At 73.2% G+C, this 15,575-nt stretch carries 19 protein-coding genes; 16 read left to right on the top strand and 3 right to left on the bottom strand.

Features of this window, described 5'->3' with window-relative positions:
• Positions 1–9: 9 nt before the first annotated feature.
• Positions 10–675, bottom strand: a complete 666-nt coding sequence (locus tag ACGFMM_RS12890) for a DUF4097 family beta strand repeat-containing protein (protein WP_393645912.1) — start codon at positions 673–675, stop codon at positions 10–12.
• Between the two features lie 254 nt (positions 676–929).
• Between ACGFMM_RS12890 and ACGFMM_RS12885 the strand changes: the two genes are divergently transcribed.
• A complete protein-coding gene (locus ACGFMM_RS12885; RefSeq protein ID WP_393646300.1) occupies positions 930–1,667 on the top strand; it encodes a helix-turn-helix domain-containing protein in 738 nt (245 codons plus the stop codon).
• 21 nt (positions 1,668–1,688) lie between these two features.
• Here the strand turns inward: ACGFMM_RS12885 and ACGFMM_RS12880 are convergent, their stop codons facing one another.
• On the bottom strand, positions 1,689–2,234 hold the full coding sequence (locus ACGFMM_RS12880) for a GNAT family N-acetyltransferase (RefSeq protein ID WP_393645911.1): 546 nt from the start codon (positions 2,232–2,234) through the stop codon (positions 1,689–1,691).
• A gap of 125 nt (positions 2,235–2,359) precedes the next feature.
• On the opposite strand from ACGFMM_RS12880, the gene ACGFMM_RS12875 reads away from it, so the two are divergent.
• From ACGFMM_RS12875 to ACGFMM_RS12835, 9 genes are all read left to right on the top strand, one after another.
• The gene (locus ACGFMM_RS12875) at positions 2,360–3,118 is read left to right on the top strand and encodes a hypothetical protein (protein WP_393645910.1); all 759 of its coding nucleotides are present in this window, start codon (positions 2,360–2,362) and stop codon (positions 3,116–3,118) included.
• Between the two features lie 127 nt (positions 3,119–3,245).
• Entirely contained in the window at positions 3,246–5,093 is a 1,848-nt protein-coding gene (gene glmS / locus ACGFMM_RS12870; RefSeq protein ID WP_393645908.1) for a glutamine--fructose-6-phosphate transaminase (isomerizing), read from the top strand.
• Positions 5,094–5,110: 17 nt separating this feature from the next.
• Positions 5,111–5,479, top strand: a complete 369-nt coding sequence (locus ACGFMM_RS12865; RefSeq protein WP_393645906.1) for a holo-ACP synthase — start codon at positions 5,111–5,113, stop codon at positions 5,477–5,479.
• Positions 5,480–5,483: 4 nt separating this feature from the next.
• Positions 5,484–6,926: an NAD(P)H-hydrate dehydratase gene (locus ACGFMM_RS12860; RefSeq protein ID WP_393645904.1), complete on the top strand. Its 1,443-nt coding sequence runs from the start codon at positions 5,484–5,486 to the stop codon at positions 6,924–6,926.
• A 70-nt stretch (positions 6,927–6,996) separates the two neighbouring features.
• Positions 6,997–7,596, top strand: coding sequence for a DUF4291 domain-containing protein (locus tag ACGFMM_RS12855; protein ID WP_393645902.1), 600 nt, complete (start codon positions 6,997–6,999; stop codon positions 7,594–7,596).
• 57 nt (positions 7,597–7,653) lie between these two features.
• Positions 7,654–8,811 (top strand): alanine racemase, encoded by a 1,158-nt coding sequence (gene alr, locus ACGFMM_RS12850; protein WP_393645901.1) that lies wholly within the window; start codon positions 7,654–7,656, stop codon positions 8,809–8,811.
• Between the two features lie 12 nt (positions 8,812–8,823).
• Positions 8,824–10,029 (top strand): alpha/beta fold hydrolase, encoded by a 1,206-nt coding sequence (locus ACGFMM_RS12845; RefSeq protein ID WP_393645899.1) that lies wholly within the window; start codon positions 8,824–8,826, stop codon positions 10,027–10,029.
• On the top strand, positions 9,992–10,510 hold the full coding sequence (gene tsaE, locus ACGFMM_RS12840; protein ID WP_393645897.1) for a tRNA (adenosine(37)-N6)-threonylcarbamoyltransferase complex ATPase subunit type 1 TsaE: 519 nt from the start codon (positions 9,992–9,994) through the stop codon (positions 10,508–10,510). The genes ACGFMM_RS12845 and tsaE overlap by 38 nt, the downstream gene beginning before the upstream one ends.
• Positions 10,511–10,667: 157 nt before the next feature.
• The gene (locus ACGFMM_RS12835; RefSeq protein WP_393646325.1) at positions 10,668–10,790 is read left to right on the top strand and encodes a hypothetical protein; all 123 of its coding nucleotides are present in this window, start codon (positions 10,668–10,670) and stop codon (positions 10,788–10,790) included.
• A gap of 84 nt (positions 10,791–10,874) precedes the next feature.
• Here the strand turns inward: ACGFMM_RS12835 and ACGFMM_RS12830 are convergent, their stop codons facing one another.
• Positions 10,875–11,417, bottom strand: coding sequence for a hypothetical protein (locus tag ACGFMM_RS12830; protein WP_393646298.1), 543 nt, complete (start codon positions 11,415–11,417; stop codon positions 10,875–10,877).
• A gap of 129 nt (positions 11,418–11,546) precedes the next feature.
• On the opposite strand from ACGFMM_RS12830, the gene tsaB reads away from it, so the two are divergent.
• From tsaB to ACGFMM_RS12800, 6 genes are all read left to right on the top strand, one after another.
• Entirely contained in the window at positions 11,547–12,203 is a 657-nt protein-coding gene (gene tsaB, locus ACGFMM_RS12825; protein WP_393645896.1) for a tRNA (adenosine(37)-N6)-threonylcarbamoyltransferase complex dimerization subunit type 1 TsaB, read from the top strand.
• The gene (gene rimI / locus ACGFMM_RS12820) at positions 12,200–12,694 is read left to right on the top strand and encodes a ribosomal protein S18-alanine N-acetyltransferase (protein ID WP_393645894.1); all 495 of its coding nucleotides are present in this window, start codon (positions 12,200–12,202) and stop codon (positions 12,692–12,694) included. The genes tsaB and rimI overlap by 4 nt, the downstream gene beginning before the upstream one ends.
• Positions 12,684–13,829 (top strand): tRNA (adenosine(37)-N6)-threonylcarbamoyltransferase complex transferase subunit TsaD, encoded by a 1,146-nt coding sequence (tsaD, locus tag ACGFMM_RS12815; protein ID WP_393645892.1) that lies wholly within the window; start codon positions 12,684–12,686, stop codon positions 13,827–13,829. Before rimI ends, tsaD begins: the two co-directional genes overlap by 11 nt.
• Positions 13,826–14,098 (top strand): hypothetical protein, encoded by a 273-nt coding sequence (locus ACGFMM_RS12810; protein WP_393645891.1) that lies wholly within the window; start codon positions 13,826–13,828, stop codon positions 14,096–14,098. The genes tsaD and ACGFMM_RS12810 overlap by 4 nt, the downstream gene beginning before the upstream one ends.
• A gap of 66 nt (positions 14,099–14,164) precedes the next feature.
• Positions 14,165–15,016, top strand: a complete 852-nt coding sequence (locus tag ACGFMM_RS12805; RefSeq protein WP_393645889.1) for a polysaccharide deacetylase family protein — start codon at positions 14,165–14,167, stop codon at positions 15,014–15,016.
• 116 nt (positions 15,017–15,132) lie between these two features.
• Positions 15,133–15,492: a YciI family protein gene (locus tag ACGFMM_RS12800; RefSeq protein ID WP_393645887.1), complete on the top strand. Its 360-nt coding sequence runs from the start codon at positions 15,133–15,135 to the stop codon at positions 15,490–15,492.
• Positions 15,493–15,575 lie beyond the last annotated feature (83 nt).

Raw genomic sequence — 15,575 nt, 5'->3', positions numbered from 1 at the left:
GGCTGTGGTTTAGAGGCTGCGGGCGGTGATGTCGCCGTACGAGGTGGTCGCCCGGATGGTGAGGCCGGCGTCGCCGTCGTTCTTGAGCGCGTTCCGGACGCGGCCGTAGGAGGTGCCGGCGTCGAGGGCGGCGGAGACGCCGCGGGCGGCGCCGACGGTGATGTCGCCCTGCTGGGCGCTGAGGGTGACGTCGCCGCTGTGGGCCTCGGTGATGTGGACGTTGCCGCGCTGGACGCTGATCTCGGCGGGGCCGTTCAGGCGGCCGACGGTGATGTCGCCGTCGTGGGAGGTGAGACGGGCGCTCGCGGCCTCGTCGAGCTTGACCGAGCGGTGACCGCCGTCGAAGGCGACGTCGCCGAGACGGCCCACCCCGCGGAACTCGGCGGCCGCGGCCTTGGCGTCGACGCGGGAGCCGGCGGGCAGCTGGACGGTGATCTCGACGGAGCCGGAGTGGCCGAAGACCCGGTTCTTGGCCTCGGGCATCTCGATCCGCAGGACGCCGCCGTCGTAGCTGACCGCGGTCTGCTCGGCGGCCTTCACGTCCTTGCTCTTGCCGGCGTTCTCGGGGCGGACCTCGACGGTGGTGTCGGCCCGGTCGGCCGCGATGAAGCGGAAGTGGCCGGCGGGGATGTCGAGGACGACCGAGACCGGGGCGGGGGTGTCGAACTTCTTCATGGTGAGCTCCTGGGCTTCTTCGTTGACTTCTTCGTTGCCGTGGTGTTTCCGACACGGGAAAAGCTACGTTGCGTTCAAGGATCCAGCAACAAGCGCGTTGCGCCAATTCCTTGAATTCGCACGTCAAGTGCGGGAAATCATTGCAACGATGCTGACGTCTAACGCAACGCTCAGGGGTGAAACGTTGCAATGGAATGCAGCTGAACGCTATGGTTGTGGACGCCACGGACGCCACGGACACGAAGGAGGCCCGGATGCCGGGAGGCAGGCTCACCCAGCAGGAACGCCAGCAGATCGCAGTGGGGCTGGCCGACGGCCTCGCCTACGCGGAGATCGCCCGGCGCCTGGACCGCCCGACCTCGACGGTCACGCGCGAGGTCATGCGCAACGGCGGCCCCGCCGGGTACCGCGCCGACCTGGCCCAGCGCGCCACCGGCCACCGCGCCCAGCGCCGCCGGCAGCCCGCGCAGCGCGACGCGCGGGCGTCCGAGCAGCCCTACGGGCGCGACCCGGAGGCGGTGCGCGCGTACGAGGAGAAGTTCACCACCGTCATCATGGCGTCGGGCCTGACGAAGATGCCGTCCCAGGTGCTGGCGCTGCTCCTGACCAGCGACACGGGCAGCGTCACCGCGGCCGAGCTCGTCCAGCGGCTCCAGGTCAGCCCGGCGTCCGTCTCCAAGGCCGTCGCGTTCCTCGAAGGCCAGGGCCTGTTGCGCCGCGAACGGGACGAACGCCGCCGCGACCGCTACTACGTCGACGCCGACGTCTGGTACCAGTCGTCCCTGGCCAGCGCCCGCGCCAACGCCCAACTCGTCGAGACCGCCCGCGAGGGCGTCGGCATCCTCGGCTCCGACACCCCCGCCGCCGCCCGCCTGGAGAACGTCGCCCGCTTCCTCGACTTCGTCTCCGAGAGCATCGTCCGCGCGGCCGAACAGGCCCGCGCGATCCTCCACGAGAAGCCGTGGCCGGCTCCCGGAAACCCTGAGGAGTGAGCCGAGCGTCCTGGCGGGGTGTCAGCCGACGGGGCGGACGCGAACGTCGCCGTCGGTGACCAGGCGCCAGCGGAGCTCGCCGTCCTGCGACTCGTCGGTGGGCGTGAGTCCGGCGGCGGTGGCGACGGCGGCGGATGCCCGGTGGTCGGGGTGGATGTGGGCGACGACGGTGGGCACGGGCTGCCGGCCGAGCCAGTCGACGAGTGCGCGGGCTGCTTCGGTGGCGATGCCCCGCCCCTGCCACGGGGCGCCCACCACCCAGGCGATCTCGGCGAGGGGGCCGTCGCCACAGGGGCCGACCGTGGCCTGGACGTAGCCGGTCAGACAGGACTCCTCGCGGAGCCGGATCACCCAGTTCAGCCAGGAGACGGCCGGATCGGGAGACCCCGCGGTCATGCGCCGGTAGCGCGAGCGCAGGGCTTCCGGGCTGTCCGGAGTGCCGCCGGTGAAGGTGTGCAGCGCCGGGTCGGACAGCACGGCGGCCATCTCCTCGGCGTGCTCCACGCGCAGCGGCAGCAGGTCCAGCCGCGCGGTGCCGATGGCCTCGGCCGGGAAGGGTGCGTTCACGGCTGGTCAGCGTAGTCGCCGGCGTAGTCGGGACGGCGGGTGTGGTGGAGTCGTAATTTTCTTGATCACCGGGGTGGGTTTCGGTCATCGTGGGCGCGTCGTTCTTCGAAGAAGAAAGCTGGTTCATGCGCGCCTCCGTCATTCGCCGTACCGCCGTCGTCGCCTCCGTGGGTTCCCTGGCTCTGCTGCTCGCCGCGTGCGGCGGGGAGGGCAAGGAGGCCGGCAAGGGCGAGGCGTCCGCGCCCGCCTCGTCCGCCGCGCCCGACGCCAAGGCGCTGTCCGCCGCCGAGCTGCAGAAGCTGCTCGTCGCGCAGGCGGACCTCCCCGCGGGGCACATGGCCAAGGAGGCCGGGCCCGCCGACGTCGTCCCGGCCGAGGCCGTCGTCACCGACAACGCCGCCTGCAAGCCGATCGCCGACGCCATGGCCTTCATCGCCACCGGCAAGCCCGGGGCGACCGCCCGCGTGAAGGCCCTCGCGCTGCCGGAGAAGGACCCGAAGGCCTCCCCGCAGGAGAACGCCCTGAAGGCGCTCACCTCCCCGGTCACCGCCGTCACCCTCGGCTCGTACGACGGCCAGGGCGCCCAGGACGCCTTCGCTTCGCTGCGCGGCGCCGGGGCGGCCTGCGCCGCGGGCTTCGGCGTGACGCAGGCCGGTGAGAAGACGAAGGTCGTCAAGGTCGCGCCGGAGGCCGGCGTCACCGGCGGCGACGAGGCCCTGGCCTACACCGTCACCAGCGACATCGACGGCGAGCGGACGGTCTCCAAGGTCGTCGCCGTCCGCAAGGGCAACACGCTCGCCTCCTTCTCCACCGTCAGCCTCGGCGGCAACGTCGAGGCCCTGCCGAAGGCCATCGTCGACGCGCAGGTCAAGAAGCTCGGCTGAGCCGGCTCCGGCCCGCCGGCAGGCGGGCCGTCACGGGTCCGCCGGACGTGTGGGTCGTGCTGCCCGAGCGCGACCGGTGGCAGCGCTGAGACACGCGTACCGGCCGGGTCGGTCGTAGGCTGCCGACATGTGCGGAATCGTGGGGTACGTCGGCGGGCAGTCGGCGCTTGATGTGGTCATCGCGGGGCTCAAGCGGCTCGAGTACCGCGGGTACGACTCGGCCGGGGTCGCGGTGCTCGCCGACGGCGGGCTCGCCGCGGCCAAGAAGGCGGGCAAGCTCGTCAATCTGGAGAAGGAGCTCAAGGGCCGGCCGCTGCCGAGCGGCCCCACCGGCATCGGACACACCCGCTGGGCCACCCACGGCGGGCCGACCGACGCGAACGCGCACCCGCACCTCGACAACGCGGGCCGGGTCGCCGTCGTCCACAACGGGATCATCGAGAACTTCGCCGCGCTGAGGGGCGAGTTGGCGGAGCGGGGGCACGCGCTCGCCTCCGAGACCGACACCGAGGTCGTCTCGCATCTTCTCGCCGAGACGTTCTCGTCCTGCGGCGATCTCGCCGAGGCCATGCGGCTGGTGTGCCGGCGGCTCGACGGGGCGTTCACGCTGGTCGCGGTGCACGCCGACCAGCCGGACGTGGTCGTCGGGGCGCGGCGCAACTCGCCCCTGGTGGTGGGCGTCGGCGAGGGCGAGTACTTCCTCGCCTCCGACGTCGCCGCGTTCATCGCGCACACCCGGTCGGCGATCGAACTCGGCCAGGACCAGGTCGTGGAGCTGACCAGGGAGGGCGTGACCGTCACCGACTTCGACGGCGCGCCGGCCGAGGTCCGCGCGTACCACGTCGACTGGGACGCCTCCGCCGCCGAGAAGGGCGGCTACGACTACTTCATGCTCAAGGAGATCGCCGAGCAGCCGAAGGCGGTCGCCGACACCCTCCTCGGCCGGATCGACGCGTCCGGCTCGCTGACCCTCGACGAACTGCGGATCTCCGACGCGGAACTGCGCGAGGCCGACAAGATCGTCATCGTCGCCTGCGGCACGGCCTTCCACGCCGGGCTGATCGCCAAGTACGCGATCGAGCACTGGACCCGGATCCCCTGCGAGGTGGAGCTGGCCAGCGAGTTCCGCTACCGGGACCCGATCCTCGGCGCGCGGACGCTGGTCGTGGCGATCTCGCAGTCCGGCGAGACCATGGACACGCTGATGGCGCTGCGGCACGCCCGGGAGCAGGGCGCGAAGGTGCTCGCCATCTGCAACACCAACGGGTCCACCATCCCCCGCGAGTCCGACGCCGTGCTGTACACGCACGCCGGGCCGGAGGTCGCGGTCGCCTCGACCAAGGCGTTCCTGACGCAGCTGGTCGCCTGCTACCTGGTCGCGCTGTATCTGGGCCAGGTGCGCGGCACCAAGTGGGGCGACGAGATCGACGCGGTCGTCCGGGAGCTGGCGCGCAGCGCGGAGAAGGTCGAGCGGGTCCTGGAGACGATGGAGCCGGTACGTGCGCTGGCCCGGTCGCTCGCCGACAAGGACACGGTGCTGTTCCTCGGCCGGCACGTGGGCTACCCGGTGGCCCTGGAGGGCGCGTTGAAGCTGAAGGAGCTCGCGTACATGCACGCGGAGGGTTTCGCGGCGGGCGAGCTGAAGCACGGTCCGATCGCGCTGATCGAGCAGGATCTGCCGGTGGTCGTCGTGGTGCCCTCGCCGCGCGGCAGGTCGGTGCTGCACGACAAGATCGTCTCCAACATCCAGGAGATCCGGGCCCGCGGAGCGCGGACCATCGTGATCGCGGAGGAGGGCGACGAGACGGTCGCCCCGTACGCCGACCATCTGATCCGCATCCCCCAGACGCCTACGCTGCTGCAGCCGCTGGTCGCGACGGTCCCGCTCCAGGTCTTCGCCTGCGAGCTGGCGACGGCCCGGGGCAACGAGGTGGACCAGCCGCGGAATCTGGCGAAGTCCGTGACGGTGGAGTGAGTGGGAGTCGTAGTCGGATGATCATCGGGGTGGGGATCGACGTGGCCGAGATCGACCGCTTCGGCGCGTCGCTGGAGCGGACGCCCGGGCTGCTGCAACGGCTCTTCGTGGAGCGGGAGCTGTACCTGGACAGCGGGGAGCGGCGCGGTACGGCCTCCCTCGCGGTGCGGTTCGCCGCGAAGGAGGCGGTCGCGAAGGCGCTCGGCGCGCCGGCCGGACTGCACTGGACGGACGCCGAGGTGTACGTCGAGGAGAGCGGGCAGCCGCGGCTGCGGGTGCGCGGGACGGTCGCGGCCCGGGCCGCCGAACTGGGCGTCAAGACATGGCACGTGTCGCTCAGTCACGACGCCGGGGTGGCGTCGGCGGTGGTGATCGCGGAGGGTTGACGCCATGCGCATCGCTCACCGCGTGGAGACCGTACGGGCCGCCGAGGCCGAACTCATGGCGGCGCTGCCGGAGGGCGCGCTGATGCGGCGCGCGGCCGCCGGGCTCGCCGCCGCCTGCTGCTCCCTGCTGGGGAAGGGGCGGGTGTACGGGGCGAGGGTCGTGCTGCTCGTCGGCAGCGGCGACAACGGCGGCGACACGCTGTACGCGGGGGCCCGCCTCGCACGGCGCGGGGCGGGGGTCACGGCCGTGCTGCTCGGCTCTCGGGCCCACGAGGCGGGGCTCGCGGCGCTGCGGGCCGCCGGAGGGCGGGTGAGCGACGACCCGTTCGAGGCGCTGGCGGTCGCGGACCTCGTCCTGGACGGGATCACCGGGATCGGCGGCACGGGCGGGCTGCGGCCCGACGCGGTGCCGGTCGCGCGGGCGGCGCGCGGCTCGGACGCGGTGGTGGTCGCGGTCGACCTGCCGAGCGGGGTGTCGGCGGACACCGGCGAGGTCACCGGGGAGGCGCTGCGGGCGGACGCGACGGTGACGTTCGGGACGTACAAGCCGGGGCTGCTCGTCGACCCGGCGCGGGAGTACGCGGGGGCGGTGCGGCTGGTCGACATCGGGCTCGACGCGACGCTGCCGTCCGTGCCGGACGTCGAGGCGCTGCAGCACGAGGACGTGGCGTGGCTGCTGCCGGAGCCGGGCGCGTCCAGCGACAAGTACCGGCGGGGTGTGGTCGGCGTCGTCGCGGGCTCCGCCCGCTATCCCGGCGCTGCGGTCCTTGCGGTGGCCGGCGCGCTGCGCGGCGGGGCCGGGGCGGTGCGGTACGTGGGCCCGGCCTCGGACGCGGTGATCGCCCGCTTCCCGGAGACCCTGGTCTCCTTCGGCCCGCCCCGGAAGGCGGGCCGGGTCCAGGCGTGGGTGGTGGGCCCGGGGCTCGGCGACGGCCCCGGTGTGCCCGAGATCCTGGCGTCGGACGTCCCGGTCCTGGTGGACGCGGACGGCCTGCGCGACCTGTCCCCGGACGCGGTACGGGGCCGGGCCGCCCCGACGCTGCTGACCCCGCACGCGGGCGAGGCGGCGGCGCTGCTGGGCGTGGAGCGCGGCGAGGTGGAGGCGCACCGGCTGTGGGCGGTGCGGGAACTGGCGGCGCGTTTCGGCGCGACGGTGCTGCTGAAGGGCTCGACGACGCTGGTGGCCGACACGGACGGCTCGTCGCCGGTGCGGGTGAACCCGACGGGCACGTCGTGGCTGGCGACGGCGGGCAGCGGCGACGTCCTGTCGGGCCTGGCGGGCTCGCTGCTGGCGGCGGGCCTGCGCCCGCGCGACGCCGCGTCGGCCGCCGCGTACCTCCACGGCCTCTCGGCCCGCCTGGCCTCGGGCGGGACCGCGCCGGTGTCGGCGGGCGACGTGGCGGACGGGCTGCCGAGGGCGTGGGGGAACGTGATGGGGCCGGAGTAGGCCCCGGCGCGGGCCCGGCAGCGGCGAAATTGCCTCGCGCCGTCCCGTCCCCCTGCGCCAGGCTGAAGCCGTGTCAGCAGAACCTCAGCATCGCATTCGTGCCCGTTTCACCGACTCCACCGTCACCGTCTACCAGGCCTACCGGCCCGAGATCGGCCTGCCCGCGGCCCGGGACGGGAGGTTCCCCGACGTCTGGAAGCGGGACCGGATGACGTGGATCAAGCCGTCGTTCCTGTGGATGATGTACCGCTGCGGCTGGGGTGAGAAGGAGGGTCAGGAGACCGTCCTCGCCGTCGAGATCAGCCGCGAGGGCTTCGACTGGGCGCTGGAGCACGCCTGCCTGTCGCACTACGTCCGCGGCCTCCACCCGGACCGCGCCTCCTGGCAGCGGGAGCTGCGGCGCGCGCCCACCCGCGTGCAGTGGGACCCCGAGCGGGACCTGCGCCTGCAGCAGCTCCCGTACCGCTCCCTCCAGCTCGGCCTGGCCGGCGAGGCGGCGCGGCGGTACGCCGACGAGTGGCTCGTCTCCGTCACGGACGTGACCGAGCGCGCGCACGCCGTCCACGCCCTCGTCCGGGACGGGGACCTCGACGCGGCGCGGCGGCTGCTGCCAGACGAGCGGCCGTACCCGCTCCCCGACGGCTCCCTGGCCCATCTGACCTCGACGTGACCTCCACGACACGGCGGTGCGGGTGTCCCGGGCGGGACACCTGAGAGACTGGGCGCGATGAGCCAGACACCGCCGCCCCGCCGAGCCCGCGCCGAGATCGATCTCGGGGCGCTGCGTGCCAACGTGCGCACGCTGCGCGCCCGCGTCGCGCCCCACGTCCAGGTCATGGGCGTCGTCAAGGCGGACGCGTACGGGCACGGGGCCGTGCCCTGCGCGCGGGCCGCGCTCGACGCCGGCGCGACCTGGCTCGGCACCGCCACCCCGCACGAGGCGCTCGCGCTGCGCGCCGCCGGGATCACGGACGCGCGGGTCATGTGCTGGCTGTGGACCCCCGGCGACCCCTGGGACCGGGGCATCGAGGCCGAGCTCGACATGTCCCTCAGCGGGCTGTGGGCCCTGCGGGAGGTCACCGAGGCCGCGCGCCGCCTCGGCCGCCCCGCCCGCGTCCAGCTCAAGGCCGACACGGGGCTCGGGCGCAACGGCTGCCAGCCCGCCGACTGGCCCCAGCTCGTCGGCGAGGCGCTGCGCGCCCAGGAGGAGGGGCTGCTCCGCGTCACCGGCCTCTGGTCGCACTTCGCCTGCGCCGACGAGCCCGGTCACCCCTCCATCACGGCCCAGCTGGACCTCTTCCACTCCATGCTGGAGCACGCCGAGAAGGCCGGGGTCCGCCCCGAGGTCCGGCACATCGCGAACTCGCCGGCCACGCTCACCGTCCCCGAGTCCCACTTCGATCTCGTCCGGCCCGGGATCGCCATGTACGGGGTGTCTCCCAGCCCCGAGCTCGGGACGCCCGCCGACTTCGGGCTCCGTCCGGTCATGTCCCTCGCCGCCTCCGTCGCCCTCGTGAAGCACGCGCCCGCCGGGCACGGCGTCTCGTACGGGCACCACTACACGACCGAGCGCGAGACCACCCTCGGCCTCGTCCCCCTCGGCTACGCCGACGGCATCCCCCGGCACGCCTCCGGCCGCGGCCCCGTCCTCGTCGACGGCAAGGTCCGCACCGTCGCCGGCCGGGTCGCCATGGACCAGTTCGTCGTCGACCTCGGCGGCGACGACCCCGCCCCCGGGACCGAGGCCCTGCTCTTCGGCCCGGGCGACCGCGGCGAGCCGACCGCCCAGGACTGGGCCGAGGCCGCCGACACCATCGCGTACGAGATCGTCACCCGCATCGGCGCGCGCGTCCCGCGCGTCTACGTCGACAGGGACCACGAGTAAGGGGGAGCGGCCGTGAGCGAGAGCAGCACGGGGGACGTGGGCGCATGGCGCCGGGCCGGGGTCGCGGGCGCCGCGATAGGCGTGCTCGCCGCGGGCGCGGCGGCCGGTGTCGCCGTCGAGCGGCTCACCGTCGGCCGCGGGATGCGCAAGAAGGCCCGGCTCGCTCTCGACGCCTCCGGCCCGTACGGCTCGCTGCGCGGCGCCTCCGGCCGTGCCGTCGCCGACGACGGCACCGTCCTGTACTACGAGGTCGACGACGTCGAGCCCCAGCCGGGCGAGAAGCGCCGCCGCCGGATCTTCGGCCGCCGCACCCCCGCGCCCGTCACCGTCGTCTTCAGCCACGGCTACTGCCTCGGCCAGGACTCCTGGCACTTCCAGCGCGCCGCCCTGCGCGGCCTGGTCCGCACCGTCTACTGGGACCAGCGCAGCCACGGCCGGTCCGCCCGCGGCGCGGCGCAGTCCGGCGCGGACGGCGTGCCGGTCTCCATCGACACCCTCGGCCGCGACCTGAAGGCCGTGATCGACGCGGCCGCCGCCGAGGGCCCGCTCGTCCTGGTCGGCCACTCCATGGGCGGCATGACGGTGATGGCCCTGGCCGACCAGTACCCGGCGCTGATCCGCGAGCGCGTCGTGGGCGTGGCCTTCGTGGGGACCTCGTCGGGCCGGCTCGCCGAGGTCACGTACGGGCTGCCGGGCGTCGGCGCGAGCATGGTCCGCCGGGTGCTGCCGGGGATGCTGCGCGCCCTCGGCTCGCAGCCGGAGCTGGTGGAGCGCGGCCGGCGCGCGACCGCCGACCTCTTCGCCGGGCTGATCAAGAAGTACTCGTTCTCCTCGCGCGACGTCGACCCGGCCGTGGCCCGCTTCGCGGAGCGGATGATCGAGGCGACGCCGATCGACGTGGTCGCCGAGTTCTACCCGGCGTTCGCCGAGCACGACAAGGCGGACGCGCTGCGGCACTTCGCGGGCGTCCCGGTGCTCGCCCTGGCCGGCGACCACGACATGATCACGCCCAGCTCGCACACCGAGGCCCTCGCGGACCTGCTGCCGGACGCCGAACTGGTCATCGTCCCCGACGCCGGGCATCTGGTGATGCTGGAGCACCCGGAGACGGTGACCGACCGGCTCGCGGACCTGCTCGTCAGGGTCGGCGCGGTTCCGGCAGCGACTAACGTTGGGCCGCATGGAACCACCGCAGACTCCGGCGGCCGCGGCCGCTGAGGCCGCCGAGGCCACCCTTGCCGTCGACTCCCCCGGGCAGATGCAGGAGTTCGGCCGGCGGCTCGCGAAACTGCTCCGCCCCGGCGACCTCGTCATGCTCACCGGCGAGCTCGGCGCCGGCAAGACGACCCTGACCCGCGGCCTCGGCGAGGGCCTGGGCGTGCGCGGCGCGGTCACCTCGCCCACCTTCGTCATCGCCCGCGTCCACCCGTCGCTGACCGGCGGCCCGGCGCTGGTGCACGTCGACGCGTACCGGCTCGGCGGCGGGCTGGACGAGATGGAGGACCTGGACCTCGACGTCTCGCTGCCCGACTCGGTCGTCGTCGTGGAGTGGGGCGACGGCAAGGTCGAGGACCTGACCGACGACCGGCTGCACGTGCTCATCCACCGGGTCGTCGGCGACACCGACGACGACCGGCGCACGGTCGTGCTGCGTGGCATCGGCGCGCGCTGGGCGGGCGAGGACCTGCGGCTGTCCTGATCAGCTGTCCTGATCACGTATGTTCCGACAAGGTGTCGGGAAGATGTTGCGCAGGTCGTACGGGGCGTGATGACATGGAGGCACGAGCTGGTTAGGTGTACCTAACCTACGGGAGGCCTTCATGTCGACGCCAGAGCGTGAGCCCCAGATTCAGGTCGTGAACATGCGCGATCTGCTGGCCGCCTGCGCCGCCGCCGACGCGGTGTCGACCCCGCCGCGCGACAGAGAGCCGGAACGGCGCGACGAGGCGGAGCCCGCCGTACGGCAGGACGCCGCCTGAGCCCTCTCCGGGTCCCCCGTACGGGTGAGTTGGGCGACGCGGGCCGGTTGAGGCGGATCGGCGAGGTGGGCCGGGCGACGCGGGCTAGGCGACGACGACGACCTTCGAACCGATCGTCGCGAACAGCCACATCGCGTTGCCGTCCGCCTTCTTCATGCGGATGCCGCCGGTCTTGCGCGCCGGGTCCGGCTTCGGCAGCGTGCCGTCCACGGCCGCGCTGAAGCCGATCGCCACGTCGTCGACGCTGGTGAAGCGGACCACGTGCTCGATCTGCACACCGTCCGAGCCGCGCACCGTGTTCGAGCGCGAGGTCACGCGGTAGGTGCCGGGCGCCGGGTGGACCGTGCTGGGCATGACCTTGAACGTGCTGCTGGCCTGGCCCTTGGCGTCCACCAGCCAGACCCGCTTCTCCGTGAGCCCGTACACCACGCGCAGGCCCTTGCCGGACTCGGCCGGGATCGCCAGCGGGTCCTTCTGCGGCTTCGCGGGGCCGGTCGGCGCCGCGGTGACGGAGGCGGAGGCGCCCGGGGACTTCGGCGCGGCCGACAGGTTCGCGGGGGCGTTCGCCGATGCCTGGTAGGCGAGGAAACCGACCGCGGCGAGTGCGGCCGCCGTGAGCCCGGTCACGAATCCGGCGCTGCCACGTGCCACGGTGCTGCCCACCTCTCAGACGTATGTACCCGTGGTGACGTTAGCAGCAGGGCGGGGACCGGACGGGACGCCGTGCCCCGGCCGCCGGAGCCGTAGGCTGTTCGCGTGCTCTTGCTCGCCCTTGATACCGCCACCCCCGCCGTCACCGCCGCCCTCCACGACGGCGGCTCCGTCGTCGCCGAGTCGAGCCGGGTGGACGCCCGGCGCCACGGGGAGCTGCTGCTGCCCGCCGTCGACGAGGTCCTGAAGCAGGCCGGCCGTACGCTCGCCGACGTCACCGGCATCGTCGTCGGCGTCGGTCCGGGGCCGTACACGGGCCTGCGCGTCGGCCTGGTCACCGCGTCGACCTTCGCCTCCGCGCTCGGCGGCGTCCCGGTGCACGGCCTGTGCACCCTGGACGGCCTCGCGTACGCCTCCGGGCTCACCGAGCCCTTCGTGGTGGCCACGGACGCCCGCCGCAAGGAGGTCTACTGGGCCCGGTACGACGACTTCCGCACCCGCGTGAGCGAGCCGTCCGTCGACCGGCCGGCCGACATCGCCGAGCAGGTCGCCGGGCTCCCGGTCGTCGGGGCGGGCGCGCTGCTCTACCCGGAGGCGTTCCCGGACGCCCGCGGCCCGGAGCACCAGTCCGCGGCCGCGCTCGCCGCGCGCGCGGCGGAACTGGTGGCCGCCGGAGGGGAGTTCCTCGACCCGCGGCCGCTCTACCTGCGCCGGCCCGACGCGCAGGTGCCGAAGAACTACAAGGTGGTCACCCCCAAGTGACCGGTGTCGTGCTGCGCGAGATGCGCTGGTGGGACCTCGCGCCGGTGCTGGTGCTCGAACACGACCTGTTCCCTGAGGACGCCTGGTCCGAGGGGATGTTCTGGTCCGAGCTGGCACACGCCCGCGGCCCGCGGGCCACCCGCCGGTACATCGTCGCGGAGGACGCGGACGGCCGGCTCGTCGGCTACGCCGGGCTCGCCGCGGCCGGCGGCCTCGGCGACGTACAGACCATCGCCGCCGCCCGCGACCAGTGGGGCACGGGCCTGGGTGCCCGGCTCCTGACCGAGCTGCTGCAGCACGCCACCGCCTTCGAGTGCGACGAGGTGCTGCTGGAGGTGCGGGTGGACAACACCCGCGCCCAGAAGTTGTACGAGCGCTTCGGCTTTGAACCGATCGGCTTCCGACGCGGCTACTACCAGCCCGGCAACGTCGACGCCCTCGTGATGCGACTGACCGTTCAAGGAACTGAGACTGATTCTGATGGCTGCTGACGAACCGCTGGTACTCGGCATCGAGACCTCCTGCGACGAGACCGGGGTCGGCATCGTCCGGGGCACGACGCTGCTGGCCGACGCCATCGCGTCGAGCGTCGACACCCACGCCCGGTTCGGCGGCGTGGTGCCGGAGATCGCCTCGCGCGCGCACCTGGAGGCGATGGTCCCGACCATCGAGCGGGCCCTGGAGACGGCCGGCGTCTCGGCCAAGGACCTCGACGGCATCGCCGTCACCGCCGGCCCCGGCCTCGCGGGCGCGCTGCTGGTCGGCGTCTCGGCGGCGAAGGCGTACGCGTACGCGCTCGGCAAGCCGCTGTACGGCGTGAACCACCTGGCCTCGCACATCTGCGTGGACCAGCTGGAGCACGGTCCGCTGCCCGAGCCGACGATGGCGCTGCTGGTCTCCGGCGGGCACTCCTCGCTGCTGCTCGCCCCGGACATCACCGCCGACGTCCGGCCGCTGGGCGCGACGATCGACGACGCGGCCGGCGAGGCCTTCGACAAGATCGCCCGCGTGCTCGACCTGGGCTTCCCCGGCGGCCCGGTGATCGACCGGCTGGCCCGGGAGGGCGACCCGCAGGCCATCGCCTTCCCGCGCGGTCTGACCGGCTCCAAGGACCCGGCGTACGACTTCTCGTTCTCCGGTCTCAAGACCGCCGTCGCCCGCTGGATCGAGGCGAAGCGGGCGGCCGGCGAGGAGGTGCCGGTACGGGACGTGGCGGCGTCCTTCCAGGAGGCCGTGGTGGACGTGCTGACCCGCAAGGCCGTCCGGGCCTGCAAGGACGAGGGCGTCGACCACCTGATGATCGGCGGCGGCGTGGCCGCCAACTCGCGGCTGCGGGCGCTGGCCGAGGAGCGCTGCGAACGGGCCGGGATCCGGCTGCGGGTGCCGCGGCCGGGGCTGTGCACCGACAACGGTGCGATGGTCGCGGCGCTCGGCGCGGAGATGGTCGCCCGGAACCGGCCGGCGTCGGACCTGGAGCTGTCCGCGGACTCCTCGCTGCCGGTGACGGACCCGCACGTACCGGGGAACCACGGGCACGACCACGACCACGACCATGGGCATGGGCATGGGCACGGCCACGGGCACGACCATGTGCACGAGATCAGCGGGAAGAACCTCTACTCATGAGGATCTCGCTGATGTGGGAGGCGCGCGCGGTCCAGGGCCGCGGCGCCGAACTCCTGGAGTGGGCGCGGACGCAGGTCCTGCCGTACGAGCCGCTGCGCCGTGAGACCTTCCGCGCCCCGCAGGACCGGGTCCTGGTGCTGACCTGGTGGGAGGCGGACACGATCGACGCGGAGCTCCCCGAGCTGCCGGAACCGGCGGCGGAGCTGATCACGCGTCCGGTGCACCGCTGGCGCTTCGAATCGGTGGACACGGAGCCCCGCGCAACCTGAGAGCCCGTTTCCGCATCAAACATGTCGGCGTAGGTCGCGTGTTCGGGTGTGGGTGCGGGGGATCGGGTGGACAAGAAGATCGTGGTGTGGGCGGCGCTGACCGTCGCCACGCTGCTGATGACGGGCTGCACGCAGCGGGCGGACGCGGACGCGCCGCCGGAGCGGCAGCCGCCGGCGTTGCTCGGGCAGAGCAAGCCCTCCGAGGCCCCCTCCGCGGCGGACCCGGAGGCCGCGGCGACGGCGGCGTACGCCCGCTGGGGTCTCAAGCCGTTCCGGACCCCGCCGCCCCCGCCGAAGGTCAAGCCGGAGAACCGGCAGCCGGGCGGCCAGGTCCCGGTCATCAGCGACATAGAGACGACCGAGAAGATCGTCTTCATCACCATCGACGACGGCGCGGAGAAGGACCCCGAGTTCGTCCGCATGATGAACGACCTCAAGATCCCGGTGACGATGTTCCTCACCGACTCCGCGATACGCACCGACTACGGCTACTTCGGCAAGCTGGCCGCCCAGGGCCACGGCGTCGCCAACCACACCCTCAGCCACCCCAACCTGCGCACGCTGGGCCCCGAGGCCCAGCGCCGCGAGATCTGCGGCCAGCAGCAGAAACTGAAGCAGCAGTACGGCGAGGCCCCCCGCCTCTTCCGCCCGCCCTACGGCAACTGGAACGAGGCCACCCGGACCGCCGCGGGCACCTGCGGCGTCGACGCGATCGTGCTGTGGCGCGAGTCCATGCAGATCAAGAACATGCAGTACCAGCGCGGCGACAAGAAGCTCCACCCCGGCGACATCATCCTCGCCCACTTCCGCGGCCCCGCCGAGCTCAAGGGCACGACGATGACGAAGATGACCGCCAACATGCTCCGCCACATCCAGGACCAGGGCTTCACGGTGGCCCGCCTGGAGGACTACGTCTGAGCCCGCCCGGAACCGCTCCGGAAAATCTTCTCCCGGTGTGTCGAAGTGCCTCGTGCTCGTTCGACGAAAGAGTGGGAGGCGGGGAACGGCCCCGCTCGCACACCGAGGAGTACGCCATGCCGCGCTATCTGACGCTGGTCCGCATCCAGGAGGGCGCCTTCGAGCTGGAGGACGCCGACGAGGGCTTCGACGCGCGCATGATGGCGCTGTTCGAGGAGATCACCAAGGCCGGCGTGATGCTGGAGACCGCCGGGCTCAAGCCCACCGCGGACTCCACCCGGATCCACTGGTCCGGCGGGAAGATCAGCTACACCGACGGGCCGTTCACCGAGACCAAGGAGGTCGTCGGCGGGTACTCGATCACCCAGTGCAAGGACAAGGCCGAGGCCATGGAGTGGGCCAAGCGGTTCCTGGAGGTCCACCCGCCGTACTGGGACGTCACCGTCGAGGTGCGGGAGATCGAGGAGATGGGCTGAGCCCCGCGGGCGAGGACTCTGTGCTGTCATGGTGAGCCGTGACAGCACAGAGTCCTGCCACGGTCGTCGAGACCGTCTTCCGC

This window comes from Streptomyces sp. NPDC048604 (genome assembly GCF_043199435.1).
Lineage (GTDB): Bacteria > Actinomycetota > Actinomycetes > Streptomycetales > Streptomycetaceae > Streptomyces.
Note: the sequence above shows the minus strand (reverse complement) of the source record. Positions and strands in the feature narration are given on the sequence as shown.

Coding starts and splice junctions, on each gene's coding strand:
- glmS (WP_393645908.1), top strand. CDS start 3,246: ATGTGCGGAATCGTGGGGTACGTCGGCGGGCAGTCGGCGCTTGATGTG.
- ACGFMM_RS12865 (WP_393645906.1), top strand. CDS start 5,111: ATGATCATCGGGGTGGGGATCGACGTGGCCGAGATCGACCGCTTCGGC.
- tsaD (WP_393645892.1), top strand. CDS start 12,684: ATGGCTGCTGACGAACCGCTGGTACTCGGCATCGAGACCTCCTGCGAC.
- alr (WP_393645901.1), top strand. CDS start 7,654: ATGAGCCAGACACCGCCGCCCCGCCGAGCCCGCGCCGAGATCGATCTC.
- tsaE (WP_393645897.1), top strand. CDS start 9,992: ATGGAACCACCGCAGACTCCGGCGGCCGCGGCCGCTGAGGCCGCCGAG.
- ACGFMM_RS12875 (WP_393645910.1), top strand. CDS start 2,360: ATGCGCGCCTCCGTCATTCGCCGTACCGCCGTCGTCGCCTCCGTGGGT.
- ACGFMM_RS12885 (WP_393646300.1), top strand. CDS start 930: ATGCCGGGAGGCAGGCTCACCCAGCAGGAACGCCAGCAGATCGCAGTG.
- ACGFMM_RS12800 (WP_393645887.1), top strand. CDS start 15,133: ATGCCGCGCTATCTGACGCTGGTCCGCATCCAGGAGGGCGCCTTCGAG.
- ACGFMM_RS12890 (WP_393645912.1), bottom strand. CDS start 675: ATGAAGAAGTTCGACACCCCCGCCCCGGTCTCGGTCGTCCTCGACATC.
- ACGFMM_RS12810 (WP_393645891.1), top strand. CDS start 13,826: ATGAGGATCTCGCTGATGTGGGAGGCGCGCGCGGTCCAGGGCCGCGGC.
- ACGFMM_RS12860 (WP_393645904.1), top strand. CDS start 5,484: ATGCGCATCGCTCACCGCGTGGAGACCGTACGGGCCGCCGAGGCCGAA.